Below are 26,447 nucleotides of genomic sequence, written 5' to 3'. Positions count from 1 at the left end.
TCAGGCTTCAGTCGTCCCGTGTCAGTACTTCCAGCAGTTCGATCTCGAACAGCAGGTTGCTGCCTGGCTTGATATGTTCACCCATCTGGCGTTCGCCGTAAGCCAGGTGAGCGGGCACCCATAACTGGCGTTTACCGCCTACGCGCATTCCGATGAGGCCTAGGTCCCAGCCTTTTATCACGCGTCCGCTGCCGATCACGCACTGGAATGGCTTGCCCCGTTGGTAGGACGAGTCGAACTCCGTTCCATCCTCGAGGGTGCCGCGGTATTGCGTGGTGATCAGGGCGCCTTTGACGACCGCCTTGCCATCGCCGGTGTGAATATCGGTGATCTTCAGTTCTGTATTCATCGTGCCGTCCTGTCGGGTGCTTCCAGGCTTCCGGTGGGAGCCTTGGGTATACTGGGTCGGTCAATTATCAACCGGTAGGTATCGACATGCACCAGAGCAAGGCGGTGTTCCGCGTTTTATTCCTGGGCCTGATGGCCATTTTGTTGGCCGCGTGTTCGGGCGGTAGCCCCGAGTCAACGGTGGAGAATTTCTACAAGGCGGCGGCGAAGGGTGACGTGGACAAGGCTATCGAGCTGATTTCCTTCGCTGATGTCGGGGCGAACGAGATGGTCCAGGCCAAGGGCAAGGTGCAGATGATCGTCGGGCAGTTGCAGGCCCGGATCCAGGCCAACGATGGCCTCGACAGCGTCGAGGTGCTGTCATCGACAGTGAACGAAGAGGGCACCCAGGCGGTGCTGAATAACCGCTTGAACTACAAGAATGGCAAGAGCCAGGAGGACCGGGTACGTCTGGTCAAGGAAAAGGGCGACTGGAAGATCTCCCTGAAGTGATGTACGCGTGGCTGCTCAGGCTTGGCGGCCTGCTCGCCTTCTTGTGGCTGGCGCCGGCCTGGGCTATCTCCCTGCCCTCCGGTGCCGAGGCTGGCGATCTGATTTTTCGTGAGGGCACCGAGGCCGTCAGTGCCATGGTCATGGCGGTGGGGCGCGACCAGTACAGCCATGTCGGTATGCTGATCGGTGAGCCGGGTAACTGGCAGGTCATTCACGCAACACCCTCCGAAGTACCAGGGCGTGCCGATGCCGTTGTGGTCGACTCCCTGGCATTCTTCTCCGCCCCCAAGCGCTCGCGGCGCCATGCCGTCTACCATGTCGAAGCGACCTCCCAGCAGCGAGTGAAGGCTGTCGAACAGGCGCGTCTGGCCCTGGGCGTGCCATTTCGTATCGGAGAGCCCGAAGGCACCTACTGTACGCTGCTGGTGTGGCAGGCCTGGAAAACGGCAGGCGTAGACCTTGAGGTCATGTTCGACTACCTGTACATCCCCATGCTGGCAGGTGAGTACTTGTTGCCGGGCGCCTTGCGCGCTTCTCCCAAGTTGCGACTGCTGCCTTCAGCGTCTTGATGCCAGGTTTTCCGGTCAGGGTATAAACAAGCACTCCTCCTCAATGGCCGAAATATGGACCCGGCAATAAGTGCCATTTTTCGAGCGCTCAATAGATTCGAGTATATAGGGCTAATTTGACTGTGCCTTTTCGGCGTATGAGATTGAAGTAGTGGTCTGTGCATATAGGTGATGTTGGAAGGTGGCGGTGTGTTGTTGATTGGCAGTGATGTATTTTAATTGACTGAATTATTTGTTTTTTCTGCTTCTCTGGGTGTGTCGCTTCCCAATTTCTTGACCTGTATTGTTTTTTGTAATTTGCAGTGCTCCTGCCAAATCTTCTTTTGGTGCTGTTAGTTTTTGAGGCAGGACTTTCAATTCCCAATAACCGCTTCCAGAGCCGTCGCACTTGTACAGGCTGCGTCCAGGCTTACGGCCCCCACTATCCCGCCTGATGTCGACACGGAAAACGCCTTGCCCTTGTCGTTCGTTTCGAACGTGTGCGCTGCGCCGCCATTGGCAGCGGCCTCGGCTTTTGCATCGCTGCAGCTTGCATCATTCCACTCGTTGACACCGTTGTTCACGTTGACGACGGCGCAATTGACTGTGCTTTTCTTGCGGCTGCCCGCCTTGTGGCAGGTGGCGATACGGATGACGTTATTGTCCAGGTCACAGTGATAGGCGCCATAGACATTGCTGGACAGGTTGATGGTCACGGCTTCCGACAGCAGTTCGCAGCCGGCATTTCCTGCCTGGATAGGAACCCCGGATGAAATAGGGGTCGCTGACGCAATTGATAGATGGGTCATGAGTACTGTGGCCATCAAGGGCATGGAGGCTTTCATCTGGATGCTTCCTCAGAGCTGGGCGGCGGCCATTGCATTAATGGCGTTCCGCGCATCGACCGTTGCGACGGTATCGTTGGATCTGGATCGGTATTCATTGAACTGCGGAATGGCGATGGCAGAGAGAACGCCAATGATGGATACCACGATCATGAGTTCTGTCAGGGTGAAACCTTTGTCCATGGTGTGGCTCCTTGCCGGTCATGTGCGTGCCTGGTTTCTGTATGTTTTACATCGGTGATTAAAAATTTGCAGGGCAGGTTTTTATTCTTGTGACCTGGTTCTCATTTTTTCTGACTATTTGATGGTTAGTATTCGTTTGCGCTTTGCTGGAGTTACTCAGGATGGCTTTTAAATAAGTATTTATTCCTGAGGGGACGGAATGACGGTGAACGGCTTTTTCAGAATGTCCCTATGACAAACGTGCTGGTCTGGAAGATATATGTACGCTAAAACCTTGTGCCCTTGAGCGGGGAGGAAGAAATGGACGTCTTTCGACATAAAGACGAGTCAGTGGAGCCGGGTATTGCTCTGACCGGCTTGGCATGCGAGTTGATCGAATCAGGGCTGCTGGATGAGCAGCAGATACGGCAAGCTCAGAAAGAGGCGGATCGTGAGCGAATATCACTGGTTGCCTGGCTTGCACGGCACCGTCTGGTCGATAGCCAGCGGTTGATGCTGTTGTCCGGCAGGGCTTTCGGAATGCCTTGCTTCGATCTCGACCTGTTCGACATGGGGCACGCTCCCGCTGGATTGGTCAGCGAGAAAATGGCCAGGACGCACCGCGTGCTACCACTGCAGTTGCAGGGTAATCGCCTGCGTGTGGCCGTCTCCGACCCTGCAAACCACCAGGCTATCAGCGACATTCAGTTCTGTACGGGGTTGTGCGTGGAGACCGTGCTGGTCGACGACGAACTGCTCAGTAGGGTCTTGGACCGGTTTTATGCTCCCGCCGGGGCTGACCTCGGTGCTGAGCCGGATTCTCTGGCTATCTCGGATGATGCACGGGAAATACCTCCGGATGGCTCTGAGGATGCGCCTGCGGTGCGCCTTGTACGGGATGTCCTGCTTCGGGCTGTCAAGGAGGGGGCGTCCGATCTGCATTTCGAACCGCATGAGAAGTACTACCGGATACGTTGCCGTACCGATGGGCTTCTGTATGAGCTGGCACGACCTCCGATGTCTCTGGCCAGCAGGATATCGACACGCCTGAAGGTCATGGCCGGTATGGATATCGCGGAGCGTCGGCGGCCGCAGGATGGCCGGGCAAGGTTGGACGCGGCCGATGGGCGCCCCGTCGACATGCGCGTCAGCACCCTGCCAGCCCTCTGGGGCGAACGAATCGTGATACGCATACTCGATGCCTCCCTCTCCTGTCTGGGTGTCGATGAGTTGGGGCTGGAGGCAGAACAACAGCGGTTGTACCTGTCGGCATTGAGGCAATCACGGGGGCTGATTCTCGTGACCGGCCCCACCGGCTCTGGCAAGACAAGAACCTTGTACAGCGGGCTGGCTACGCTCAACACCGGAAGCCTGAATATATCGACGGTGGAAGATCCGGTGGAGATCAGCCTGGACGGTACCTGCCAGGTCAATATCAATCCGCGCCAAGGGCTTGGCTTTGCCCAGGTATCCCGTGCACTCCTGCGGCAGGATCCGGATGTCATCATGGTGGGCGAGATTCGCGATCCGGAAACAGCGGAAGTTGCCATCAAGGCGGCACAGACCGGCCATCTCGTCCTGTCCACATTGCATACCAACAGTGCCGCGCAAACGCTGGAAAGACTGCGCAACCTGGGCATCCCGGCCTTCAACATCGCCGCAGCGGTCAGCCTGATCGTCGCCCAACGCCTGGTACGCCGATTGTGCACGTGCAAGCGGGAAATATCGTTGCCACAGGAGGTGCTGCTTCAGGAGGGTTTCCCGCCTGAGAGCATGGGATGTTTCACGCTTTTCGAAGGCGTGGGTTGCAGTGAATGCCGGGACGGTTACAGGGGGCGAACCGGCATACATGAGGTCGTACGGATCACTCCCGAGTTGCAGCAGTTGATCATGCGAGGAGGCAACTCCATCGAGATGGCCGCCCTGGCCACGGCAGAAGGCTTTCACAGCCTGCGCGTTGCCGGCCTGCTGAAGGTCATGCAAGGCGTTACCAGCCTGTCTGAAGTGAATCGAGTAATGGGATAGGCCGGAGGTTGCTTGAAAAATCGGATTTTTCACTGGGAAGGCACGGACAGCCAGGGCACGCGACTCAGTGGGGAAGTGTCCGAGGCGAGCGCGATGCTGGCGAGAGTGCGATTGCGCAGCCAGGGGGTTCGCTCATTGCGCGTGAGGAGAAAGCCTCGGCCTCTTTTCAATACGAGGCGGCGGGTCTCACCACGGGACATTGCATTGTTCACTCGTCAGATGGCGATCATGGTGAAAGCCGGGGTGCCGCTTCTGCAGGCACTTGGGAGCGTAGGCGAATGTTTCGGCCGGTCTGCAATGAGTGGGCTGGTGCAGGAAATTCGGCAGGAAATTGCTGGCGGGAACAGTTTCTCTGGTGCCTTGCAAAAGTGGCCCGAGCACTTCGATGGCGTGTACTGCAACCTGGTCGTGGCGGGGGAGCAGTCAGGGACGCTGGATGTGCTGATGGACACCCTCGCGGTCTACAAGGAGCGCGGTGAACTGCTGAAGGGGCGGGTTCGTCGTGCCATGGTCTACCCGCTAGCCGTGATCGTGATGGCCTTGCTCGTTTCATTGCTCTTGCTGATCGAAGTGGTGCCTCAGTTCGAGGCGGTGTTTGCCGATTTCGGCGCGCAATTACCGGCATTCACGCTATTCATCGTGGGGCTTTCCGATGGGCTACGACAAAGCGGGTATCTGGTACTGGCCATCTTCATCCTGAGTGGCTTCATCTATGGCTACCTTCATGGGCATGTCACTTCCGTCAGGCACATGCAAGAACGTTTCTCGCTGAAGGTTCCGGTCCTGGGGGCGATTCTTCGCAAGGTTGCCGTGGCTCGCTATGCCAGAACCCTGGCAACCACTTTTGCTGCTGGTGTGCCGCTGGTGGAGGCCCTGGTTTCAGTGGCGGGGGCTACTGGCAATGTGGTATTTCGCAACGCGGTCGATGGCGTACGTGCGGATGTCACCTCAGGGCAGCAACTGCATTGGGCCATGCGCCGTGTCGGCGTGTTTCCAGGCATGATGGTGCAGATGGTCGCCATCGGCGAGGAGGCGGGGGCACTGGATGAGATGCTCGACCGAGCTGCCGGCATCTATGAGTCGGAAGTCGACAATACGGTGGATAATCTCACGACCCTGATGGAGCCCGCGATAATGGCTGTCCTGGGGATTCTGGTTGGCGGTTTGATCATTGCCATGTATCTGCCGATCTTCCAGTTGGGCAATGTAATTGGGTGACCGATGATTCTTGATCTACTGGCCAGCGATTCGCTGGCGTTCGTTTCCTGTGCTGTCGTGCTCGGCTTGCTGGTGGGCAGCTTCCTCAATGTGGTTGTCCATCGCCTGCCGATCATGATGCAGCGGGAGTGGCAGTCCCAGGCCAGGGAGTTCCTTGGTCTGCCAGATGATGAGGACAGGGTTGCGCCCTTTAACTTGATGCAGCCTCGTTCATGCTGTCCGCAGTGTTCGCATGCCATTCGTCCGTGGGAGAACATACCGCTGATCAGTTGGCTGGTACTGCGGGGGCGCTGTTCGGCATGCAAGTCGCCAATCAGCTGCCGCTATCCTCTGTTGGAACTGTTCTGTGCGTTTTTGTCGGGCATCATCGCCTGGCACTTCGGCTTCTCCTGGCAGGCAGGTGCCATGCTGCTGCTGACCTGGGGGTTGCTGAGCATGAGCCTGATCGATGCGGAGCATCAGCTACTGCCCGATGCGTTGGTACTCCCGCTGTTGTGGCTGGGCCTTATCGTCAACGGTTTTGGCCTGTTCGCCACCTTGCATGAAGCCTTGTGGGGGGCTGTGATCGGTTATATGAGCCTGTGGTCAGTCTATTGGCTGTTCAAGCTGACGACGGGCAAAGAAGGCATGGGGTATGGTGACTTCAAGCTCCTGGCGATGCTGGGGGCGTGGGGAGGCTGGCAGGTGCTGCCGGCCACGATTCTCTTGTCCGCACTCTCTGGCGCCGTGATCGGCTCCATCATGCTGCGGCTGCGCAATGCCAATACGTCCACGCCGATCCCTTTCGGTCCCTACCTGGCGCTTGCAGGCTGGGTGACCCTGCTATGGGGCGACTGGATCAGTGCGCAGTACCTGCGCCTGGCCGGTCTGTGAAATATGACGTGGACTGCCCATGGCCCTGTGGGACCATGGGCACGTGGTCATCGATCTGGTATGGAGTCTTGTGACATGAAGCCCTGGGTACTGGGACTGGCAGGTGGTATTGGCAGTGGCAAGAGTGCCGTGGCTGATCGCTTTAGTGCACTTGGCGTACACGTGGTCGATTCTGACCAGGCCGCACGCTGGGTCGTTGAGCCAGGGCGTCCTGCGTTGGCGCGAATCGTCGAACATTTCGGCAACAGAGTCCTGCAAGCCGATGGTCACTTGGACCGCTCTGCCTTGCGTGCCATCATCTTCCAGGCGCCACAGGAGAAGGCCTGGCTGGAAGGGTTGCTGCATCCTCTGGTCAGGGAGGAGGTCGAGCACCATTTGACGTTGGCACGTTCGCCCTACGCCATCATGGTTTCTCCGCTGCTGGTGGAGGCGGGGCTGCACCGGCGGGTCGATCGTTTGCTTGTCGTGGATGTGCCCGAGTCCTTGCAACTGGAGCGAGCCATGCGGCGGGATGGTGCCAGTGAAGAGCAGGTGCGGGCGATCATGAGCGCGCAGGCCAGTCGTGACGAACGCTTGCGTCATGCGGATGATGTATTGGTGAATGACCGTGACATGGCATGGCTACAGACAGAAGTAGAGCGTCTGCATGCTTTCTATCTTACTTTGCGCGGAGGTACGCAATGACGACCAGGGTTCAATGCCCGACATGCAGTGCGCCAGTCGAGTGGAGTGCTGCCAGTGCACATCGTCCATTCTGCTCTGAACGCTGCAAACTCATCGATCTTGGCGCCTGGGCCTCGGAGAAGCATGCGATTCCTGGCGATGAGCTGGAGGATGAAGTGTTTTCCGGGGATTTATCCCTGCGCCATTAATCAGTAGGCAGCCTCCAGCGGTCCGCCGGCAATCAATGCGAAGGCTCGTCATCTTTCCAGGGGGCTTGCAGGTAGCGCGTGCGGTTGAAGGTTTCCAGGCAATCCGGATAGAACACCACCAGTGCCGTGACGGCCGTGCCGTTGATGAAGGCTTCTGGGAACATGATCAGCCAGAGATAGCCTGCAAAATCCTCCAGCCAGGGTGGCATGAGGTAACGCCCGTCCAGTAGCAGAATGCCCAGTGAGGCGAGTATGCACAGCAGGGCGGTCAGCGCGGCGGGAAAGAATCCGCAAAAGAATATATAGACGAACAGATTGCGGGGCTGGGCCTTTTCCACACGGCGGGCGCAAAGCTCCGTGACGATGACCGGGATCAGGATCAACAGTGTGCCGTTGATACCGATGGCGGCCCACTGCTGGTGGCCCGTGACGACGATGCCGAGTTGTGCGATGAGTCCTGCCAGTATTGCCAGTGGCCAGCCAAGCAGGAGTGTGACCGCGGTCATCCCGATGAAGTGGAAGGACAGGCCGGACTCGAAGTCGCGGCGCACCAGCCATAACAGGAACAGCGCCAGCATCGTACCGAACAGCAAGTGCTGGCGACGGGTATCGCTGAACAGCTCTACCCACGAAACCTCTCTTGCCGCCCAGGCCAGCGCGACGGCATAGATGCACCACCCTGTCACCAGGCTGGGTTGGGCAAGCAGGTCGGCAGCTATCATGCGGTGCTCTGTGATCGTGACGGGGCGGGAATTGTCGCTCTGGTGGAGGTGGTATGGAAGATGGGGGCGTAGCCGTGCGAGTCCGAGGGCGTGCGAATCGTCTTGGGAATTGACTTGCTATTTCTCTTGTAATCCGGATAATTCCGCAACCTTCCTGGCGGGGATGCCTAGCTCGTCGGGGAAATCAGGTAGGGGATGCCTAGCCTACCGAACACTTGCCGTGGCGGACGCACAGACCCGAGCCCCCGATAGCGTCTGTTTCCGGCTGTCCTGACCTTGTCAGGGCGAGCACTATTCAGTAAGATTTGCCGTCTTAATTTTCAGGCGGCCCCTGAGGCTATAACGAATGAAGACTTTTACTGCTAAACCGGAAACCGTCAAGCGCGACTGGTTCGTCGTCGACGCTGCCGGCCAGACCCTGGGTCGTCTGGCAACCGAAATCGCTAGCCGCCTGCGTGGCAAGCACAAGCCCGAGTACACCCCTCACGTTGATACCGGTGACTACATCGTTGTCATCAACGCCGAGCAGGTTCGTGTAACCGGCGCCAAGACGTCCGACAAGATGTATTACTCTCACTCCGGTTTCCCGGGTGGCATCAAAGAGATCAACTTCGAGAAGTTGATCGCAAAGGCGCCCGAGCGCGTGATCGAGACCGCGGTCAAAGGCATGCTGCCGAAGAACCCGCTGGGTCGCGACATGTATCGTAAGCTGAAGGTCTACAAGGGTGCTAACCACCCGCATAGCGCTCAGCAGCCCCAAGAACTGAAGATTTAACGGAATAGTTCATTATGTCGGCGACTCAAAATTACGGCACAGGCCGTCGCAAGACAGCAACCGCTCGCGTTTTCCTGCGTTCGGGTACTGGCAAGATCTCCATCAACAACCGCGCACTGGATAACTTCTTCGGTCGCGAAACTGCTCGTATGGTCGTTCGTCAGCCTCTCGAGCTGACCGGGACCACCGAGAAGTTCGACATCTACGTCACCGTCCTCGGCGGTGGTGTGAGCGGTCAGGCCGGTGCGATCCGTCACGGTATCACCCGTGCACTGATCGAATACGACGAGACTCTTCGCAGCCCGCTGCGCAAGGCCGGTTACGTGACTCGCGATGCTCGCGAAGTCGAGCGTAAGAAAATCGGTCTGCGTAAAGCGCGTAAGCGTCCGCAGTACTCCAAGCGTTAATAGCGCTTGTAAAAAACGCCCGGCTCCGGAAGGAGTCGGGCGTTTTTTTATGCCTGCGAATTCTTCGTAACGGCTCATGCTTTTTGCGCTTTCCTTTGTCGTCGCAGGGAAATCGTTGCCGTATGCGACAGCGTGTCGCGTCGCTGGAGGCCCCGTTTTACGGGGTTTGCAGCGTTTGGTCTCCGCTTATCACCTTGTCTTTATGGGGGCATTTCTTTACCATTTGGCGAATTTTTAGCGGCCTGATTTACGTAGTAGATGCCTGCTCTGGCAGGTCATAAGAAAAGCTGATGGGAGACGACTGAATGAGCAATGACGGCGTGAATGCTGGCCGGCGTCGCTTCCTCGTAGCCGCCACTTCTGTGGTGGGTGCGGCAGGAGCGGCGGGCGCTGCGGTCCCGTTCGTGGGATCGTGGTTCCCGAGTGCCAAGGCCAAGGCAGCCGGTGCACCGGTGAAGGTAAATATCGGCAAGATAGAACCGGGGCAGCAGATGGTTGCCGAGTGGCGTGGCCAGCCGGTGTTTATCGTGCGTCGTACCGAGGAGATTCTTGCGAATCTGGAGAAGGTCGCTGCACAGGTGGCCGACCCGGAATCCAAGGCTTCGGTACAGCCTGCCTATGTCGATCCGAAGGTCCGTTCGATCAAGCCGGAACTGCTGATTGTGGTCGGTCTCTGCACTCACCTGGGTTGCGCGCCTTCCTTCCGTCCGGAAGTGGCCGCCGCAGACCTCGGTGCCGACTGGGTAGGTGGGTACTTCTGCCCCTGCCACGGCTCGAAATACGACATGGCCGGACGTGTCTACAAGGCGCAGCCTGCGCCCTTGAACCTGCCGGTGCCCCCGCACACCTACGAGACGGATGATGTGATCATCATCGGTGTGGACCAGGAGAACGCCTGATGAGCAAGTTCATGGAATGGGTCGATGCCCGCTTCCCCGCGACCAAAATGTGGGAAGACCATCTCGCCAAGTATTACGCCCCCAAGAATTTCAACTTCCTGTACTTCTTCGGCTCCCTGGCTCTGCTGGTTCTGGTCAACCAGATCATCACCGGTGTCTGGCTGACGATGAGTTTCGAGCCGTCCGCCGAAGGCGCCTTCGCCTCCGTCGAATACATCATGCGTGACGTCGAGTACGGCTGGATCCTGCGCTACCTGCACTCCACCGGGGCGTCGGCGTTCTTCGTCGTGGTCTATCTGCACATGTTCCGTGGCCTGCTCTACGGTTCCTACCAGAAGCCGCGCGAGCTGGTGTGGATCTTCGGCATGATGATCTACCTGGCGCTGATGGCCGAAGCCTTCATGGGTTATCTGCTGCCCTGGGGCCAGATGTCCTACTGGGGTGCCCAGGTGATCATTTCGCTGTTCGGTGCCATTCCGGTGATCGGCGACGACTTGACCCAGTGGATCCGTGGTGACTACCTGATCTCCGGTATCACGCTGAACCGCTTCTTCGCCCTGCATGTGATCGCGCTGCCGATCGTCATTCTCGGCCTGGTGGTGCTGCATATCCTGGCACTGCATGAAGTTGGCTCGAACAACCCGAAAGGGGTCGACATCAAGAAACTGAAGGACGAAAACGGCGTTCCGCTGGACGGTATCCCGTTCCACCCTTACTACACGGTGAAAGACATCGTGGGTGTGGTGGTGTTCCTGTTCGTCTTCTGTGCCGTGGTGTTCTTCTTCCCGGAAATGGGTGGTTATTTCCTGGAGAAACCGAACTTCGAAGCGGCGAACCCGTTCAAGACACCTGAACACATCGCACCTGTCTGGTACTTCACACCGTTCTACGCGATCCTGCGGGCCGTTCCGGACAAGCTGATGGGCGTCATCGCCATGGGCGCTGCCATCGCCGTGCTGTTCGTCCTGCCATGGCTCGACCGCAGCCCGGTCAAGGCCATGCGCTACAAAGGCTGGCTGAGCAAGATCTGGCTGCTGGTGTTCTGTGTTTCCTTCGTAATCCTCGGGGTGCTGGGCGTGCTGTCGCCGACACCGGGTCGTACGCTGCTGTCGCAGATCTGCACGGCGCTGTATTTCGCGTACTTCATCTTCATGCCGTTCTATACGCGCATGGAGAAGACCAAACCGGTTCCGGAAAGGGTGGACGGCTGATGAAAAAGCAATTCGCTGCATTGATTCTTGCAATATTGCCGGCGTTCGCTTTTGCCGCCGGTCCTTCGGTCCATCTCGACAAGGTCGATATCGACCTGCGTGACAAAGCCTCCCTGCAGGATGGTCTGAACACGTTCGCCAACTACTGCATGGGTTGCCACAGCGCCCAGTACCAGCGTTACGAGCGTGTGGCCAATGACCTGGGTATTCCGGAAGACGTGATGCTGAAAAACATCGTCTTCAACGAGGAAGCCAAGATCGGCGACCACATGAAGATCGGCATGCGCGCCAATGACGCCAAGGTCTGGTTCGGTGCCGCACCGCCCGACCTGACGCTGGTGGCCCGTGTCCGTGGGAATGACTGGCTGTACTCCTACCTGCGCAGCTTCTACGAAGATCCGGCGCGGCCTTATGGGGTCAACAACACGGTTTTCCCGAACGTCGGTATGCCGCACGTGCTGGCGCCGCTGCAAGGTCGCCAGGTCATCCCGGCACATCTGCCAGAGGGCGAGAGCGTCGACTGCAAACAGGTTCAGGTCGTCGAGGGTGGCCGCAAGCAGTTCGATCCGCTGACCGGCACGCCGATCACGCATGAAGACTGCAGCCAACTGACCGTGGTCTCGGGGACTGGCTCCCTGAACACTGCGGAGTACGACGAGAAGGTGAAGAATCTGGTAGCCTTCCTCGCGTATTCGGCCAACCCGGTCAAGCTGGAGAGCCAGCGTATCGGGACCTATGTGCTGCTGTTCCTGGTCGTGTTCTTCGTGTTCGCTTATCTGCTCAAACGCGAATACTGGAAAGACGTGCACTGACAGCTGCTGCATAATCCGCGTTACACCGCACGCGCCCTTATGGGCGCGTGCGTTTTTCTGCTTCTGATGAATTCGAAAAGAGGAAGGCCCATGGCCGCAGTCAATCGCCTGGCCTGCTATTCCGATCCCGTCGACCACTACTCTCACCGTGTGCGGCTCGTGCTGGCGGAAAAGGCTGTCAGCGTCGATATCATCGATGTCGGGCCGGGCCAGTGTCCGCCCCAATTGACCGAAGCCAACCCCTACGGGGGCGTGCCGACGCTGGTTGGGCGAGAGCTGGCATTGTTCGATGCGCAGGTGATCCTGGAGTACCTGGAAGAGCGTTATCCGCATCCGGCACTGCTGCCGGCCTATCCGCAGGAAAAGGCCAAGAGTCGCTTGCTGATCCACCGGATACAGCGTGATTGGTGTGTGCTGGTCGACTGCATCCAGGCGCGCGATACCGATGAAGCCCGACGCGTGCAGGCCCGCAAGGAGTTGCGTGAAAGCCTGACGGGCGTGTCACCGGTCTTTGCGCAATGGGCGTACTTCTTCAGTGATGAATTGAGCCTGGTGGACTGCTGCCTGCTGCCGCTCTTGTGGCGCTTGCCGGTCCTGGGCATCGAGCTGCCCCGTGCAGCCCGCCCCTTGCTCGATTACATGGAGCGAAACTTCACCCGGCCGACGTTCCAGGCCAGTCTTTCCGCTGCCGAGCGCGATATGCGCCAAGAGAGGCTCTGTTCATGACATCCAGCCGTCCCTATCTCCTGCGTGCCCTGTATGAATGGCTCGTCGACAATAGCTGCACGCCCCACCTGCTGGTGGACGCCGAGTTCGCCGGGGTGCGGGTGCCTGCCGGTTTTACCCAGGATGGCCAGATCGTGCTGAACGTATCGCCCCAGGCAACCCGGCATATGCACATGGATAACGAGGCGGTGAGCTTCGAGGCGCGCTTCGGTGGTGTGCCGCAGCAGTTGTACGTGCCGGTGGCGGCGATCCTGGCGATCTACGCCAGAGAAAATGGCCAGGGCATGGTGTTCGAAGTGGAGGAGGATTCCGAGCCGACTCCACCGGAAGATACGACCCCCGAGCCTGCGGCCACAGCGAAGCCATCGGGGCGGCCAAGCCTGAAGGTGGTCAAGTAGCGCCGCCGGTGGCTACGGTCTGATCTCTATCAGCGTACGGTCTGGCACCCGTCGCCAGACGTCGCGCATGTCCGTGTTCTTCAGGGCGATGCAGCCGTCGGTCCAGTCGAGGGTATGGAAGAACCATTCGGGGAATTCATCATCGATCGGTGTGCCGTGCAGCATGATCATGCCGCCCGGGTTCACGCCGCTGGCTCGCGCCATGGCGGCGTCATGGGCGTTGGGGTAGGAGATGTGCATGGCCAGGTTGTACTTCTCGCTGCGCTTGCGCCAGTCGATCCAGTAGATACCCTCCGGTGTACGCAGGTCGCCTTCCTGACGCTTCGCCCCTTCGGGGCGCTTCCCCAGCGAGATGCGGTACTGCTTGATCACCTGCCCGTGGCTGATCAGTTGCAACTGCCGCTCGGACTTGAGTACCAGCACCTTGTCTATCCGTTGAGGCTGTGGCGATGCATGCAGGTCCGTGGCGATGAGGCTCAGGCAGATAAGGGTCAGTAACCAGCGCATCATTCGACTTCCTGTGCGGGCCTGGGGCTGCCGGTTGGGCTGCGCCGGCTCATTTCAATTCGGATTCGGCCAGGGTGAGTGTGCGTGGAATACGCGTGGCATCCCAGTGTGCAATGCCCCAGTTCATCAGTTCCGTGCGGTTGGCGTCATGCAGCGCCTGGGGTGGATTCTGCCCTAGCGCTCGCAGGGCGCGTAGCAAAAGCGGCGCCGCCTGTCCGGCCTGTAGCGGCGGCGAGCGGTAGGACTTGCCCAGCTTGTGCCCGTCCGGCTGGATGACCAGCGGTACGTGCAGGTAGCGCGGCTGTGGCAGGCCCAGCAGTTCCTGCAGGTAGAGTTGCCGGGGCGTCGAGTCGAGCAGGTCGGCGCCGCGCACCACATCGGTCATGCCCTGGTAGGCATCGTCCAGCACCACCGCCAGTTGATAGGCAAACAGGCCGTCCCGGCGGCGAATCACGAAGTCACCGACATCCCGGCCCAGGTGCTGGCTGAAGCGGCCCTGGACACGGTCCTCGAAGGCATATTCCAGTTGCGGCACGCGCAGGCGTATCGCGGCATCCCTGTCGGGTTTTCGCGCTTCTCGGCAGAAGCCGGGGTAGATCGGCCAGGGTTCCAGGCGCTTGCGCGAGCAATCGCAGGGATAGGCCAGCCCCTGTACCAGCAGGTGTTGCAGTGTCTGCTGGTAGGCGTCGCTTCGTTCGCTCTGGCGCAAGAGCGTGCCGTCCCACTCGAAACCATAGGCTTCCAGTGTGGAGAGGATGGCCGCCTGGGCGCCGGGGGCTTCACGGGGTGGATCGAGGTCTTCCATGCGCAGCAGCCAGCGCCCCTTGGCCGCGCGCGCGTCGAGGTACGAGGCAAGCGCTGCCATCAGCGAACCAAAATGCAGGTAGCCACTGGGTGTCGGGGCGAATCGGCCGGTATAACCGTGGGGCGTTGGCATGGCGGGACGGGCTTCGGGAGATGGCTGTCCGCGGGGGAGGGTACCTGCCCACTCCCGCCAGGGCGGGAATGGGCGCGTATCCTTATGAGCCGATCTGCTTTTCCTTGATCTCGGCCAGGGTCTTGCAGTCGATGCACAGTGTCGCGGTCGGACGGGCTTCGAGACGACGGATGCCGATCTCGACGCCACAGGAATCGCACCAGCCGTACTCGTTCTCGTCGATCAACTGCAGGGTTTCGTCGATCTTCTTGATCAGCTTGCGCTCGCGGTCACGGGCGCGCAGTTCGAGGCTGAATTCTTCCTCCTGGCTGGCACGGTCCGCCGGATCGGGGAAGTTGGCCGCTTCGTCCTGCATGTGATGCACGGTACGGTCGACTTCCTCCATCAGCTCCAGTTTCCATTTGGTCAGGATACCGGTGAAGTGCGCACGCATCCGATCATTCATGTACTCCTCGCCTTTGGACTCCTTGTAGGGCTCGAAGGCGCGGATCAGTTGACTGCTCGATTTTGACTTTTCATTAATGGGCATGGATGAACGCCTCTCGCTATGTCCATTGCGCAGGTTGGTGATCCCTTGCCGGCAAGGCCGGTCCTGCGGATGCAAGCGGGCGAACTTACCAGATCGCATCGGGGCGCGCTACTCCCGAGTATCACCGCAGCTGCAGGGGGGAAGGGACCTTGGGTAGAATCCCGGTTTCGCTTCGTTCAGGACGGTTCGATGACCTCGCTTTACAGTGCACGCAGCCGTGCGATAGAGCCCTTCCATGTCATGGCCCTGCTGGCGCGTGCCAACCAGTTGCAGGCCCAGGGGCATGACGTCATTCACCTCGAGATCGGCGAGCCCGATTTCACCACGGCCGCCCCGATCGTCGCTGCCGGGCAGGCCGCGTTGGCGGCCGGCCATACCCGTTACACCGCCGCCAGGGGGCTGCCGCAGTTGCGTGAAGCCATTGCCGGATTCTATGCGCAGCGCTACGGGCTATCCATTGACCCCGAACGCGTGCTGATTACTCCCGGTGGCTCAGGCGCTTTGTTGCTGGCGAGCAGCCTGTTGGTCGATCCGGGCCGGCACTGGCTGCTGGCCGACCCGGGGTATCCGTGCAACCGGCATTTCCTGCGCCTGGTCGAAGGCGCTGCGCAACTGGTGCCGGTCGGTCCGGATGTTCGCTATCAACTGACCGAGGAACTGCTGGAGCGTCACTGGAACGCCGATACGGTGGGCACGCTGGTGGCGTCGCCGGCCAATCCGACTGGGACGTTGCTGGATCGCCAGGAATTGGCCGGGCTGGCGCGTGGCACCCGTGCGCATGGCGGGCACCTGGTGGTCGACGAGATCTACCACGGGCTGACCTATGGGGTGGACGCCGTCAGCGCCCTTGAGGTGGACGACGAGGCCTTCGTGCTGAACAGCTTTTCCAAGTACTTCGGTATGACCGGCTGGCGCCTGGGCTGGCTGGTGGCGCCGCCGCAGGCTGTGCCGGAGTTGGAGAAGCTGGCGCAGAACCTTTATATCAGTGCGCCGAGCATGGCCCAGCATGCGGCGCTGGCCTGCTTCGAGCCGGCCACGCTGGACATCCTCGAAGCGCGCCGTGCGGAATTTGGCAAGCGCCGGGACTTCCTGCTGCCAGCCCTGCGCGAGCTGGGCTTCGGCATTGCCGTCGAGCCGCAGGGGGCTTTTTACCTGTACGCCGATATCAGCGCCTTCGGTGGCGACGCCTATGCCTTCTGCCAGCACATGCTGGAGCGCCAGCATGTGGCGATCACGCCCGGCATCGACTTCGGCCGCTACCGTGCGCAGCAGCATGTGCGTTTCGCCTATACCCAGGACCTGCCGGTGCTGCAGCGTGCGCTGGAGCGGATCGCCAAGGGCTTGCAGGAGTGGCAGGGCTGATGCGCTTTCCCGTTCCGCTGCAACAGGCTGTTCTGGTCCGGCGCTACAAGCGTTTTCTCGCCGATATCGTCACCGAAGAAGGGGAGGCGTTGTGTATCCACTGCCCGAATACCGGCTCGATGCTCAACTGCCAGGGTGAGGGCGCGCGCCTGTGGTTCAGCCGTAGCGACGATCCGAAGCGCAAGCTGCCCGGCACCTGGGAACTGGTGGAGACGCCCCAGGGACGCTTGGCTTGCATCAATACCGCGCGGGCCAACGCGCTGGTCGAGGAAGCGCTGCGTGAGGGTGTGATCGCAGAACTGGCGGGTTTTACCCGGTTGCGCCGCGAGGTGCCCTACGGGCAGGAGAACAGCCGTGTCGATTTTCTGCTCGAATATCCACAGGGGTTGGCCTATGTCGAGGTCAAAAGTGTGACGCTGGGGTTTGCTGACAGTGCCGTGGCTGCCTTCCCGGACGCGGTCACGGCGCGCGGCGCACGGCACTTGCGCGAGCTGGCGGCGCTGGCCCGCGAGGGTGTGCGGGCGGTGCTGTTGTATTGCGTCAACCTGTCGGGTGTCGAAGCGGTGCGGCCTGCCGTGGAGATCGATGCGGCCTATGCCGCCGCACTGGCCGAGGCGAAGGCGAGCGGTGTCGAAGTGCTCGCCTATGCGGCGGAGATCTCACCGGAAGCGATTCGCCTGGTGCGGCGGATTCCGGTGCAGGAGTAGCCGCCCAGCCTACGGGTGTTTCCCTTCCGTCACATCGAAATGCAGCACCCCGATGACTTGCCCTGAGTCGGTCACGACCCTGACTTTCCATTGGCCCGCGGCCTTGGGGGGGAAGTTACGCTTGTGGCTCCAGGCGCGATAACCGGTCTTGATGCCTCCGTCTATCTCCAGGGCGATCCGGTCGATGACGCGGTCTGCCTGTGACCACTCGTGGTAGATGCGTTCCTTGAGGCCGCGAGGGGCGCTGATGGCGGTGTAGGCGTACAGGCCATTGAGGCCCAGCTTCGCGCTGTCGATCTGCTGGATGCTTTGCCCAGGGCGCCGCTGGCCCGGGTCGAGGCTGTCGCTGACCACCATGTCGGTCATCCACAGGGTGGCCGGTGGTACCCAGCTTCTGATTTCCCAGCCGCCCAGCCCGACCAGCGCGGCGATGCTGATGATCGCCAACAGGCGCCTGAAGCCCCAGTGCGGGAACAGGCCACTGAAGCTCGGCAAGGCAAAGAGTACGGCGATACCCAGGGCCCACTGGTAACTCTGCGCCGTCGACAGGTGCAGGATGAGCGGCAGTACCGTCAGCAGTACGGCGAACAGTGTCAGCGCGTGGAAGGCCAGGTATATCCAGCGTCGAGGCGCCAGCCAGCGGTAGTAGAGCGGGTCGATCAGGGCCACCAGTGCCGCCGCGCCGAGCAGCCCGGTGAACAGTGCCTGGCTGCTGTTCCAGGCGGTGGTGACGAAGAAGAACGGCAGGATGAAGAACAGGCTCTCCTGGTGCACCATCTGGGTCGCATAGCGCAACAGCGGTGGCGGCAGTTGCCAGCCGAGCCAGCGCTTGAGCGCGTTGCGCAGGCTGCTTTCCAGCATCAGCCACAGCCAGCTCACCAGCATGACGATGGCAATCACGCGCCCAAGCCCGGCCTGGCGCTCGACCAGGATGAAGCTGGCCACGCCGGAGAGGAAGCTGAGCAGGGCGACAGTGCCGGGGTAGCGCTGCACGACTCCGGCGATCAGTGTGATCAGGCGGGCCGTCTGGTTCCTCCAGGTCATGATGGCTGGCGAGGACTCAGGACGGGGTGCGCTTGCCCCAGCGCGTGTCCGCGCTGGGTTGCCAGGCCTTCATCAGCTCCAGCAGCTCGATCGGCGATTCGCTGCGTTGCAGCATGGTGCGCTGCTCCTGGCGGACGAAGCCCTCGTCGACGAGGTGGTCGAGGAACTGGCTGAGCTTGCTGTAGAAACCGTGCACATCCAGCAGCCCCATGGGCTTGCTGTGGTAGCCCAGTTGGCCCCAGGTCCAGGCTTCGAACAGTTCTTCCAGCGTGCCCAGGCCGCCGGGAAGGGCGATGAAGCCTTCGGCCAGTTCGGCCATGCGCGCCTTGCGTGCGTGCATGCCGTCGACCACTTCCAGGCGCGTCAGGCCTTCGTGGCCGATCTCCGAGTTTTTCAGGCTTTGCGGGATGATGCCGATGACCTCGCCCCCTGCCGCCATGCAGGCGTCGGCCACCACGCCCATCAGTCCGACGGAGCCGCCGCCATAGATCAGTTGAATGTTGCGCGCGGCGAGGGTGCGGCCCAGGTCGCTGGCCGCAGCCTGGTAGGCAGGGTTGGCGCCAGTGCTGGCACCGCAGAACACGCAGATTGAACGCAGAGACATCATGTGCTCCGTGGGTTGGGAGCGGCAAAGTATCCTCCGCTTGCGCCTCGCGGCCAAGCGTGGCTTGCCAGTGCGCTGCCGCTGATGGCGCAGGCGTAGGTGGCCAGCAGGGTTTCCAGAAGTGGGTGGCGCGCCATGATCATGCCCTCCGGCGGGGATTCGACGGGGCGATTCTCTGCCTGCGGGGGCGTCGTGGCTGTTTGAATCCATCAATGGCCGCGATAGTCGGCAATGCGGCGATGTCCGGGTAATTCGCTCGGCCTTTCTGGTTGTTTTTTGTGCTATATTCCGCGCCCGTTTTTTCAGCCTGCCCTGCGAGCACCCTGAATCCGTCATGCAAGCCGCCAAGCCATTGTTCGACTATCCCAAATACTGGGCCGAGTGTTTCGGTCCGGCCCCCTTCCTGCCCATGAGCCGGCAGGAGATGGACCTGCTGGGCTGGGATTCCTGCGACGTGATCATCGTCACCGGGGATGCCTACGTCGATCATCCATCCTTCGGCATGGCGATCATCGGTCGCCTGCTGGAGGCGCAGGGCTTTCGCGTCGGCATCATTGCCCAGCCCGACTGGCGCAGCAAAGACGACTTCATGAAGCTGGGCGAGCCCAACCTGTTCTACGGTGTCGCGGCCGGCAACATGGATTCGATGATCAACCGCTACACCGCCGACCGCAAAGCGCGCTCCGATGACGCCTACACGCCGGGCGGCCTTGCCGGGCAGCGGCCGGACCGTGCCAGCCTGGTCTACAGCCAGCGCTGCAAGGAGGCCTACAGCCATGTGCCGGTGGTGCTTGGCGGCATCGAGGCATCCCTGCGGCGGATCGCCCACTACGACTACTGGCAGGACAAGGTGCGCCGCTCGATCCTGATGGACGCCACCGCCGACATCCTGCTCTACGGCAATGCCGAACGGGCCATTGTGGAGATCGCCCAGCGCCTGGCTTTCGGCGAATCGTTCGACAGCATCACCGATATCCGTGGCACCGCCTTCGTGCGCCGTGACACGCCAGCAGGCTGGTTCGAGATCGACTCGTCGCGCATCGACCGTCCGGGCAAGGTCGACAAGATCATCAACCCCTATGTGAACACCCAGGACAGCGCCGCTTGTGCCATCGAACAGGCCAAGGGCGAGGCGCAGGACGCGGACGAAGCCAAGGTGGTGCAGTTGCTGGCTCACCCGAGGCTGGAGCGTGATCGCACGGTGATCCGCCTGCCGTCGTTCGAGAAGGTGCGCAACGATGCGGTGCTCTATGCCCACGCCAACCGCGTGCTGCACCTGGAGACCAACCCCGGCAATGCCCGTGCGCTGGTGCAGCGCCATGGCGAGACCGACATCTGGCTCAATCCGCCGCCGATTCCCATGAGCACCGAGGAGATGGACTACGTCTTCGGTCTGCCCTATGCCCGTGTGCCGCACCCGTCCTATGGCAAGGCGAAAGTGCCGGCCTACGAGATGATCCGCTTCTCGGTGAACATCATGCGTGGCTGCTTCGGCGGCTGCACCTTCTGCTCCATCACCGAGCACGAAGGCCGCATCATCCAGAACCGCTCCCACGACTCGATCATTCGCGAGATCGAGGAAATGCGCGACAAGGTGCCGGGCTTCACCGGCGTGGTATCCGACCTGGGCGGGCCGACCGCCAACATGTACCGCATCGCCTGCAAGAGCCACGACATCGAGCAGCACTGCCGCAAGCCGTCCTGCGTCTTCCCGGGCATCTGCGAGAACCTCAATACCGACCATTCGTCGCTGATCGAGCTGTACCGCAAGGCGCGGGCGTTGCCGGGGGTGAAGAAGATCCTGATCGCGTCCGGGCTGCGCTACGACCTGGCCGTTGAGTCGCCGGAATATGTCCGCGAGCTGGTCACCCACCACGTTGGCGGCTACCTGAAGATCGCCCCGGAGCATACCGAGCGTGGTCCGCTGGACAAGATGATGAAGCCGGGCATCGGCAGCTACGACCGCTTCAAGCAGATGTTCGAAAAGTTCTCGAAGGAGGCGGGCAAGGAGCAATACCTGATCCCGTACTTCATCGCTGCGCATCCGGGGACGACCGACGAGGACATGATGAACCTCGCCCTGTGGCTCAAGCGCAACGGCTTCCGCGCCGACCAGGTGCAGGCTTTCTACCCGTCGCCGATGGCCACCGCCACCGCCATGTATCACTCGGGCAAGAACCCGCTGCGCAAGGTGACCTACAAGAGCGACGGCGTGACCATCGTCAAGAGCGAGCAGCAACGTCGCCTGCACAAGGCTTTCCTGCGCTACCACGACCCGAAGAACTGGCCGCTGCTGCGCGAAGCGCTGGCCGCCATGGGGCGTGCCGACCTGATCGGCAGTGGCAAGCACCAGTTGATTCCCGTGCATCAGCCGCAAGCCGACGAATACCAGAGCGCCCGCCGCAAGAACTCCACGCCAGCGGCCAGCAAGAAGGCCGGTGCCAGCAAGCCCCTGCTGACCCAGCACACCGGCCTGCCGCCGCGCAGCCATGATGGCAAGTCCTGGGAAAAGCGCGAACAGGCCAAGGCCGCCGCCGAGGCGCGGCGCAAGGCTGGCAAGCGCCCTGCGAGTGGCGGCGGCAAGCCGCGTCCGGTGGCGCCGCGCTGAGAACCATTCCCTGATCGCCGCAGGTGATATGACCTGCGGCGCTGCCTATTCCCCCTGTACGGGAAACGTTGGTAGCATCCGGCGCCATTGAGTGCGTGTCTCTCCCTGCGTGTCCATGTCTCCCCATGGGCCGGGTCGACGCTTGCCAAGTGTTACGGTCGCTCGACCGTCAAGGGCTGGCACCGATTGGCAGCAACCTTTCGGCACGCAATCATCCAACTATCCATTTGATGTATTTCCGCCTTTCAGGGATGTAGCCAGATGAAGCAGGCAATGTGGTGGGCGATAGCTGCCCTGTGCGCTAATACGGCCCTGGCCGCAGTCGGGGATGATCCCTTGCTCGCCCCCGAGGCGAGCATGACCTCTGCGAGCGAGGTGCGAGGTGTATTGCGGGCTCGCTCCCAGGCGGTGCTGGCCAGCGAGTTGCCGGGCCGCATCACCGAGATGCCATTTGCCGAGGGGCAGTCGTTCAGCAAGGGCGATGTACTGGTGCGCTTCGATTGCCGTGCTTATCAAGCGCAGGCCAATGCCTCCGCCGCAGCGGTGCGTGCTGCGCGTGAAGAGTTGCGTAATAAACAGCAGTTGGCCGCACTGAACTCAGTCGGGCGCCTCGAGGTGAGCCTGGCCGAGGCCCGACAGGCCCAGGCTCAGGCCGAGTCACAGGTCTATCAGGTGCAGGTCCAGCGTTGCCAGGTCAAGGCGCCTTACGACGGTCAGGTCGTGGCGCGTCGGGTTCAGGCCCACGAAAGTGTCGCCAGCGGCGCGCCGCTGCTGGAAATCGTCGACAACCGCTCCCTGGAAATCCATCTGCTGGTGCCGTCACGCTGGCTCGGCAGGCTCAAGCCCGAGCAGACCTTCAGCTTCGTACCCGATGAAACCGGCAAGCTGATCGCCGCCGTGGTCAAGCGCCTTGGCGCGCGCATCGATGAAGGCAGTCAGACGCTCCTGCTGATCGCCAGCGTGCCGGCCAATACTCCGGGCCTGCTGGCCGGGATGAGCGGCACCGCACAGTTCGCGGAGCCGCAATGAGCGCTCCCGTTCCAGGCGCCCTGGAGCAACTGCTGGCGCATTACCTCAAGCTGGAGCGCCAGGCTCGCGTTGCAGCATCCACCGAGGTGCTGTCGTTCAGCATGGTCAACGACAGTCAGCCCCTGTTCGGCTATCGCCATGGTGCGCTGCTGATCGCTGGCAAGGTGCGCGCCCTGACGGGTATCAGCGCGGTCGAGCCAAATGCGCCGTTCGTGGTCTTTATCGAGCGCATGGCCGCTCGGCTGGCTGCGGGTGAGCGTTTTGCCCTGCCGGGCGCGGTGCCGCCAGAGAGTGTCGACCAGGCCAGCCGTGACGACTGGCAGGCGCTGTCGGCGCCGCATGCCTTCTGGTTGCCGCTCAAGGACCGCCAGGGCCAGGTGTTCGGCGGCCTTTGGCTGGCCCGTGACAGTGCCTGGAGCGAGGCCGAGCAGACCTTGCTGGCGCAACTGGGTGATTGTTATGGCCATGCCTGGTGCGCGCTGCAACCGGGCAAGCCATGGCGTTTGCGCTGGCCGGCGCGGACCCGTTGGGCCATGGCCGGCGCACTGCTGCTGGTGTTGCTGGTGCCGGTACGCCAGTCCGTGCTGGCTCCGGCCGAAGTGGTACCGCGCAATGGCCAGGTGGTCGCTGCGCCGCTGGACGGTGTGGTCGCCGAGGTGCTGGTCAAACCCAACCAGCCGGTGCAGGCCGGGCAGGTGCTGGTGCGCTTCGACGCAACCAGCCTCAAGGCCCAGGCCGATGTCGCCGAGCGTACCCTCGGCGTGGCTGAGGCTGAATTCAAGGCCAACACCCAGCGCGCGTTTTCCGATGCCGACTCCAGTGCCCGTCTGGATCTGCTGGCGGCACGGGTCGAGCAGAAGCGTGCCGAGCGTGATTACGCCCACGACCTGCTGGGGCGCAGCGAAGTGCGCGCCGGACGCGACGGTATCGCCGTGTTCGCCGATGCCCAGCGCTTTATCGGCAAGCCGATGCGCACCGGTGAGCGCTTGATGGAAATCGCCGATCCGGCTCAGGCTGAGTTGCGTATCGAACTGCCGGTGGCTGATGCGATTCGTCTGGACAACGGCGCAGAAGTGGCGCTGTTTCTCGACAGCGATCCGTTGAACCCCCACAGCGCCAAGCTGGAGCGCGCGGCCTACCAGGCGCAAAGCACCGCCGCCGGGCAATTGGCCTACAGGCTCGACGCCAGCTTTGACGATGCACCGCCGCGCATTGGCCTGCGCGGCACTGCCAAGCTGTTCGGCGATCGCGCGCCGTTGGCCCTGTATCTGCTACGCCGGCCATTGGCGGCCCTGCGTCAGGCGGTGGGCTTATGATCCTGCCGGCGCTACGCCCGGACCTGCAACTTTCGGTGGCGACACCGGGGCTGGACGGCTCGCCGCAATGGACCCTGGCCGACCCGCTGCGCGGCAAGTACTTCAAACTCGGCGCGCCAGCCATGCGTTTGCTGCGTCACTGGGCCTTGGGCGATGCCCTGCAAGTGCTAAAGGCGGCCAATGGCGAGCCCGGTGCTCCGCTGACGCCGCAGGCGCTGGAAGAGTTGCTCAAGTTTCTCCGTGGGCATGACCTGATCAGCGGTGGCGACCCGGAGCAGAGCGCCAGCTACGAGGCCAAGGCGGCCAGCCGGCGTCAGGGACTCTGGACGCAGGTTCTGCACAAGTATCTGTTTTTCCGCATTCCTCTATGGCGCCCGGATGCCTTCCTCAATCGCACCTGGCCCTGGTTGGAGCGCTTTGGTCCCAACCTGCTGCGCATCGGTCTGCCATTGGTGCTGTTGCTGGGGGCCTTCCTGGTGATGCGCGACTGGGAGCGTTTTCTCGCGACTTTTCCGCAGTTGCTCAGCCTGGGCGGTGCGGCGGCGTTCGCCATCGCCCTGGGGTTCGCCAAGCTCTGCCATGAATTCGGCCATGCCTACATGGCCAAGCGTGCCGGTTGTCGGGTGCCGAGCATGGGGGTGGCGTTCATGGTCCTGTTGCCGATGCTCTACACCGATGTCAGTGATGCCTGGCGTGTACAGGACCGGCGTACACGGCTGTTGATCGGCTCCGGTGGTGTGCTGGCGGAACTGCTGCTGGCCTGCATCGCCTTGCTCGCCTGGTCGCTGCTGCCGGACGGGGCCGGGCGCACGGCAGCGTTCATGCTGGCCAGTGCCACCTGGATCACGACCCTGGTGATCAACGTCAACCCGCTGATGCGTTTCGACGGCTATTTCCTGCTCAGCGACCTGTGGGGCGTCGACAACCTCCAGGGGCGCGGCTATGCGCTGTGCCGCTGGCACCTGCGCGAAACCCTGTTCGGCTACGGCGAACCTGCCCCTGAGCGTTGGTCGCCGGCATTGCGCAAGCGTCTGTTGTACTGGGGCTATGCCTCGTGGCTCTGGCGTGCGGTGCTGTTCTTCGGCATCGCCCTGGCGGTCTATCACATGTTCTTCAAGGTGCTCGGCATCTTCCTGATGGTGGTCGAGCTGGCCTGGTTCATTTTCCTGCCGATCTGGAAGGAAATGGCGCACTGGTGGCAGCACCGTGACAAGGCCCATCCGCGCAAGGTGCTGTTCCTCGGTGGTGGTCTGCTGGCATTGCTGGCCGTGCTGCTGGTGCCATGGCGCAGCGGTGTGGAAGTGCCGGCGATGCTTGAGGCGTCTCGGGTCAGTGCACTGCATGCACCGACCGCCGCGCAAATTCGTGAGGTGTTGGTCAGGGACGGCCAGCCGGTCACGGAGAACCAGGTTCTGGTGACCCTGGCATCGCCGGACCTGGATGCGCGCATGAGCATTGGGCGGCGCGAGATCCAGATTCTCCAGTTGCAGTTGCGCCGACAGTCCGCTCGCAGCGAAACCGTTGGAGACAGCGGCATCCTTGAACAGCGGCTGGCCGAAGCCGTGGCCGAGTACCGTGGCTTGGCGGCGCAGCGTGAGCGCCTGGTGCTGCGTGCGCCCCATGACGGAGTGGTGCGTGACCTGGCTGACAACCTGAGCCCTGGCCGCTGGATCAGCGCCGAGTTGCCGCTGGCGCAGGTGGCTGACGGTGGCTTGCGCTTGCGCGGGTACCTGGCTGAAGCGGATCTCTGGCGGGTGGCGCCTGGGACCCGCGGGCATTTCGTCGCCGACGACGTCTTGCACGCTTCCATGCCGGTGGTTCTGGATGCGGTGGACACCAACGGTGTGGCCTATATCGACCAGGAGGCATTGATCTCGGAGCACAGTGGCCCGATTGCCATTCGTCGCGATGAGGAGAAGAGGGCGCTGCCCCTGCAAGCGCAATATGGCGTGCAGTTCGTACTCCAAAGCAGCCCTGTGCAGCCCTTGAACCACCCGCTGCGGGGCCTTGTTGTGCTGGACGGGCAGGGCGAGTCGCTGCTGGTCGCCGCCTGGCGCCGCATGGCAGCGATCGGTATCCGGGAAAGCGGTTTCTAGAGGCTGTTGAGGCGTCAGAGAGCCCCTGGCCGCAGTGTGCTGCCTGCCGCCTGTTGCAAACGGCCCCGATAGGCCGCAAGCCAGTACAAATGGGTTATGGCGTTCAGGCCCCGCCCCGCTGTAGTCTGAGCACCGATACAGCGGTTGGTCGTCTGCCCATTGACGGACAACCTCCCCGCGTGACCAGGCCCCAAGATGTTCGTCTCTAAGTAACAGTGCACCGTGATACTACGGCCTGCGCTGGACTTCACTGATGCTGGCGATCGGGTTCGCACTGAGCGGCTCTGCTCCTCGGTGCGCGTAGAACGACTGTTCCTGGCGTGCGGTTCGCGGCTGTTTTCGCGGTGCGGCCCACGTTCTGGCGGTCCGTGTTTT

The 26,447-nt window shown here is 61.6% G+C and carries 29 protein-coding genes; 20 read left to right on the top strand and 9 right to left on the bottom strand.

All coding sequences use genetic code 11. The features are described 5' to 3' along the window. Positions 1 to 7 precede the first annotated feature (7 nt). Positions 8 to 349, bottom strand: a complete 342-nt coding sequence (locus tag HW090_RS06970) for an FKBP-type peptidyl-prolyl cis-trans isomerase (protein WP_179112832.1) — start codon at positions 347 to 349, stop codon at positions 8 to 10. 86 nt (positions 350 to 435) lie between these two features. Between HW090_RS06970 and HW090_RS06965 the strand changes: the two genes are divergently transcribed. Continuing rightward, on the top strand, positions 436 to 840 hold the full coding sequence (locus HW090_RS06965; protein ID WP_179112831.1) for a DUF4878 domain-containing protein: 405 nt from the start codon (positions 436 to 438) through the stop codon (positions 838 to 840). Further along, entirely contained in the window at positions 840 to 1,409 is a 570-nt protein-coding gene (locus tag HW090_RS06960; RefSeq protein WP_179112830.1) for a YiiX/YebB-like N1pC/P60 family cysteine hydrolase, read from the top strand. Before HW090_RS06965 ends, HW090_RS06960 begins: the two co-directional genes overlap by 1 nt. A gap of 353 nt (positions 1,410 to 1,762) precedes the next feature. On the opposite strand, the gene HW090_RS06955 is transcribed toward HW090_RS06960, so the two are convergent. Together HW090_RS06955 and HW090_RS06950 are read right to left on the bottom strand one after the other, a co-directional pair. Beyond that, positions 1,763 to 2,233: a hypothetical protein gene (locus HW090_RS06955; protein ID WP_179112829.1), complete on the bottom strand. Its 471-nt coding sequence runs from the start codon at positions 2,231 to 2,233 to the stop codon at positions 1,763 to 1,765. 12 nt (positions 2,234 to 2,245) lie between these two features. Next, positions 2,246 to 2,416 carry a type IV pilin protein gene (locus HW090_RS06950; protein ID WP_179112828.1) on the bottom strand — a complete coding sequence of 57 codons (171 nt, stop codon included), beginning with the start codon at positions 2,414 to 2,416 and terminating at the stop codon, positions 2,246 to 2,248. Between the two features lie 300 nt (positions 2,417 to 2,716). Between HW090_RS06950 and pilB the strand changes: the two genes are divergently transcribed. From pilB to yacG, 5 genes are all read left to right on the top strand, one after another. Then, positions 2,717 to 4,420 carry a type IV-A pilus assembly ATPase PilB gene (gene pilB / locus HW090_RS06945; RefSeq protein ID WP_256930760.1) on the top strand — a complete coding sequence of 568 codons (1,704 nt, stop codon included), beginning with the start codon at positions 2,717 to 2,719 and terminating at the stop codon, positions 4,418 to 4,420. A gap of 12 nt (positions 4,421 to 4,432) precedes the next feature. Continuing rightward, the gene (locus HW090_RS06940; protein WP_256930759.1) at positions 4,433 to 5,638 is read left to right on the top strand and encodes a type II secretion system F family protein; all 1,206 of its coding nucleotides are present in this window, start codon (positions 4,433 to 4,435) and stop codon (positions 5,636 to 5,638) included. Positions 5,639 to 5,641: 3 nt separating this feature from the next. Continuing rightward, on the top strand, positions 5,642 to 6,511 hold the full coding sequence (locus HW090_RS06935; protein WP_179112827.1) for an A24 family peptidase: 870 nt from the start codon (positions 5,642 to 5,644) through the stop codon (positions 6,509 to 6,511). Between the two features lie 75 nt (positions 6,512 to 6,586). Beyond that, on the top strand, positions 6,587 to 7,195 hold the full coding sequence (gene coaE, locus HW090_RS06930; RefSeq protein WP_373416369.1) for a dephospho-CoA kinase: 609 nt from the start codon (positions 6,587 to 6,589) through the stop codon (positions 7,193 to 7,195). Beyond that, entirely contained in the window at positions 7,192 to 7,383 is a 192-nt protein-coding gene (gene yacG, locus HW090_RS06925; protein WP_179112825.1) for a DNA gyrase inhibitor YacG, read from the top strand. The genes coaE and yacG overlap by 4 nt, the downstream gene beginning before the upstream one ends. Before the next feature lie 32 nt (positions 7,384 to 7,415). Here yacG and HW090_RS06920 read toward each other — a convergent pair whose 3' ends face one another. Then, complete coding sequence (locus HW090_RS06920) at positions 7,416 to 8,105, bottom strand: energy-coupling factor ABC transporter permease (RefSeq protein WP_179112824.1); 690 nt, start codon at positions 8,103 to 8,105, stop codon at positions 7,416 to 7,418. Positions 8,106 to 8,451: 346 nt separating this feature from the next. Between HW090_RS06920 and rplM the strand changes: the two genes are divergently transcribed. From rplM to HW090_RS06885, 7 genes are all read left to right on the top strand, one after another. Continuing rightward, entirely contained in the window at positions 8,452 to 8,880 is a 429-nt protein-coding gene (rplM, locus tag HW090_RS06915) for a 50S ribosomal protein L13 (RefSeq protein WP_179112823.1), read from the top strand. 14 nt (positions 8,881 to 8,894) lie between these two features. Beyond that, on the top strand, positions 8,895 to 9,287 hold the full coding sequence (rpsI, locus tag HW090_RS06910) for a 30S ribosomal protein S9 (protein ID WP_179112822.1): 393 nt from the start codon (positions 8,895 to 8,897) through the stop codon (positions 9,285 to 9,287). 305 nt (positions 9,288 to 9,592) lie between these two features. Beyond that, the gene (petA, locus tag HW090_RS06905) at positions 9,593 to 10,186 is read left to right on the top strand and encodes a ubiquinol-cytochrome c reductase iron-sulfur subunit (RefSeq protein ID WP_179112821.1); all 594 of its coding nucleotides are present in this window, start codon (positions 9,593 to 9,595) and stop codon (positions 10,184 to 10,186) included. Then, positions 10,186 to 11,397, top strand: a complete 1,212-nt coding sequence (locus HW090_RS06900) for a cytochrome bc complex cytochrome b subunit (protein WP_179112820.1) — start codon at positions 10,186 to 10,188, stop codon at positions 11,395 to 11,397. The genes petA and HW090_RS06900 overlap by 1 nt, the downstream gene beginning before the upstream one ends. Next, the gene (locus HW090_RS06895; protein ID WP_179112819.1) at positions 11,397 to 12,209 is read left to right on the top strand and encodes a cytochrome c1; all 813 of its coding nucleotides are present in this window, start codon (positions 11,397 to 11,399) and stop codon (positions 12,207 to 12,209) included. The genes HW090_RS06900 and HW090_RS06895 overlap by 1 nt, the downstream gene beginning before the upstream one ends. A 90-nt stretch (positions 12,210 to 12,299) precedes the next feature. Then, complete coding sequence (locus HW090_RS06890; RefSeq protein WP_179112818.1) at positions 12,300 to 12,935, top strand: glutathione S-transferase N-terminal domain-containing protein; 636 nt, start codon at positions 12,300 to 12,302, stop codon at positions 12,933 to 12,935. After that, on the top strand, positions 12,932 to 13,333 hold the full coding sequence (locus HW090_RS06885) for a ClpXP protease specificity-enhancing factor (protein WP_179112817.1): 402 nt from the start codon (positions 12,932 to 12,934) through the stop codon (positions 13,331 to 13,333). The genes HW090_RS06890 and HW090_RS06885 overlap by 4 nt, the downstream gene beginning before the upstream one ends. 12 nt (positions 13,334 to 13,345) lie before the next feature. Here the strand turns inward: HW090_RS06885 and HW090_RS06880 are convergent, their stop codons facing one another. From HW090_RS06880 to dksA, 3 genes are all read right to left on the bottom strand, one after another. Further along, positions 13,346 to 13,840, bottom strand: a complete 495-nt coding sequence (locus HW090_RS06880) for a murein L,D-transpeptidase family protein (protein ID WP_179114848.1) — start codon at positions 13,838 to 13,840, stop codon at positions 13,346 to 13,348. A 49-nt stretch (positions 13,841 to 13,889) separates the two neighbouring features. Beyond that, positions 13,890 to 14,777, bottom strand: coding sequence for a tRNA glutamyl-Q(34) synthetase GluQRS (gene gluQRS, locus HW090_RS06875; RefSeq protein ID WP_179112816.1), 888 nt, complete (start codon positions 14,775 to 14,777; stop codon positions 13,890 to 13,892). An 82-nt stretch (positions 14,778 to 14,859) separates the two neighbouring features. Beyond that, positions 14,860 to 15,306: an RNA polymerase-binding protein DksA gene (dksA, locus tag HW090_RS06870; RefSeq protein WP_179112815.1), complete on the bottom strand. Its 447-nt coding sequence runs from the start codon at positions 15,304 to 15,306 to the stop codon at positions 14,860 to 14,862. A 189-nt stretch (positions 15,307 to 15,495) separates the two neighbouring features. Here dksA and HW090_RS06865 point away from each other — a divergent pair, with 189 nt between their 5' ends. Continuing rightward, complete coding sequence (locus tag HW090_RS06865) at positions 15,496 to 16,668, top strand: pyridoxal phosphate-dependent aminotransferase (RefSeq protein WP_179112814.1); 1,173 nt, start codon at positions 15,496 to 15,498, stop codon at positions 16,666 to 16,668. Further along, a complete protein-coding gene (gene sfsA / locus HW090_RS06860) occupies positions 16,668 to 17,375 on the top strand; it encodes a DNA/RNA nuclease SfsA (RefSeq protein ID WP_179112813.1) in 708 nt (235 codons plus the stop codon). Before HW090_RS06865 ends, sfsA begins: the two co-directional genes overlap by 1 nt. A gap of 9 nt (positions 17,376 to 17,384) precedes the next feature. Here sfsA and HW090_RS06855 read toward each other — a convergent pair whose 3' ends face one another. Then, complete coding sequence (locus HW090_RS06855; protein WP_179112812.1) at positions 17,385 to 18,419, bottom strand: DUF5924 family protein; 1,035 nt, start codon at positions 18,417 to 18,419, stop codon at positions 17,385 to 17,387. Positions 18,420 to 18,435: 16 nt separating this feature from the next. Next, positions 18,436 to 19,023 (bottom strand): TIGR00730 family Rossman fold protein, encoded by a 588-nt coding sequence (locus HW090_RS06850; RefSeq protein WP_179112811.1) that lies wholly within the window; start codon positions 19,021 to 19,023, stop codon positions 18,436 to 18,438. A gap of 334 nt (positions 19,024 to 19,357) precedes the next feature. Here HW090_RS06850 and HW090_RS06845 point away from each other — a divergent pair, with 334 nt between their 5' ends. The 4 genes from HW090_RS06845 (at position 19,358) to HW090_RS06830 (ending at position 26,072) form a co-directional block, all read left to right on the top strand. Continuing rightward, on the top strand, positions 19,358 to 21,631 hold the full coding sequence (locus HW090_RS06845) for a YgiQ family radical SAM protein (RefSeq protein WP_179112810.1): 2,274 nt from the start codon (positions 19,358 to 19,360) through the stop codon (positions 21,629 to 21,631). A gap of 261 nt (positions 21,632 to 21,892) precedes the next feature. Next, complete coding sequence (locus HW090_RS06840) at positions 21,893 to 22,660, top strand: efflux RND transporter periplasmic adaptor subunit (RefSeq protein WP_179112809.1); 768 nt, start codon at positions 21,893 to 21,895, stop codon at positions 22,658 to 22,660. Next, positions 22,657 to 23,976 carry an efflux RND transporter periplasmic adaptor subunit gene (locus tag HW090_RS06835; protein WP_179112808.1) on the top strand — a complete coding sequence of 440 codons (1,320 nt, stop codon included), beginning with the start codon at positions 22,657 to 22,659 and terminating at the stop codon, positions 23,974 to 23,976. The genes HW090_RS06840 and HW090_RS06835 overlap by 4 nt, the downstream gene beginning before the upstream one ends. Next, positions 23,973 to 26,072 (top strand): HlyD family efflux transporter periplasmic adaptor subunit, encoded by a 2,100-nt coding sequence (locus tag HW090_RS06830; RefSeq protein WP_179112807.1) that lies wholly within the window; start codon positions 23,973 to 23,975, stop codon positions 26,070 to 26,072. The genes HW090_RS06835 and HW090_RS06830 overlap by 4 nt, the downstream gene beginning before the upstream one ends. Positions 26,073 to 26,447 lie beyond the last annotated feature (375 nt).

The sequence above is a fragment of the Pseudomonas sp. ABC1 genome (assembly GCF_013395055.1).
Classification (GTDB): domain Bacteria; phylum Pseudomonadota; class Gammaproteobacteria; order Pseudomonadales; family Pseudomonadaceae; genus Stutzerimonas.
The sequence above is the reverse complement of the archived record's forward strand: the minus strand, read 5'-3'. Positions and strand labels throughout refer to the sequence as shown.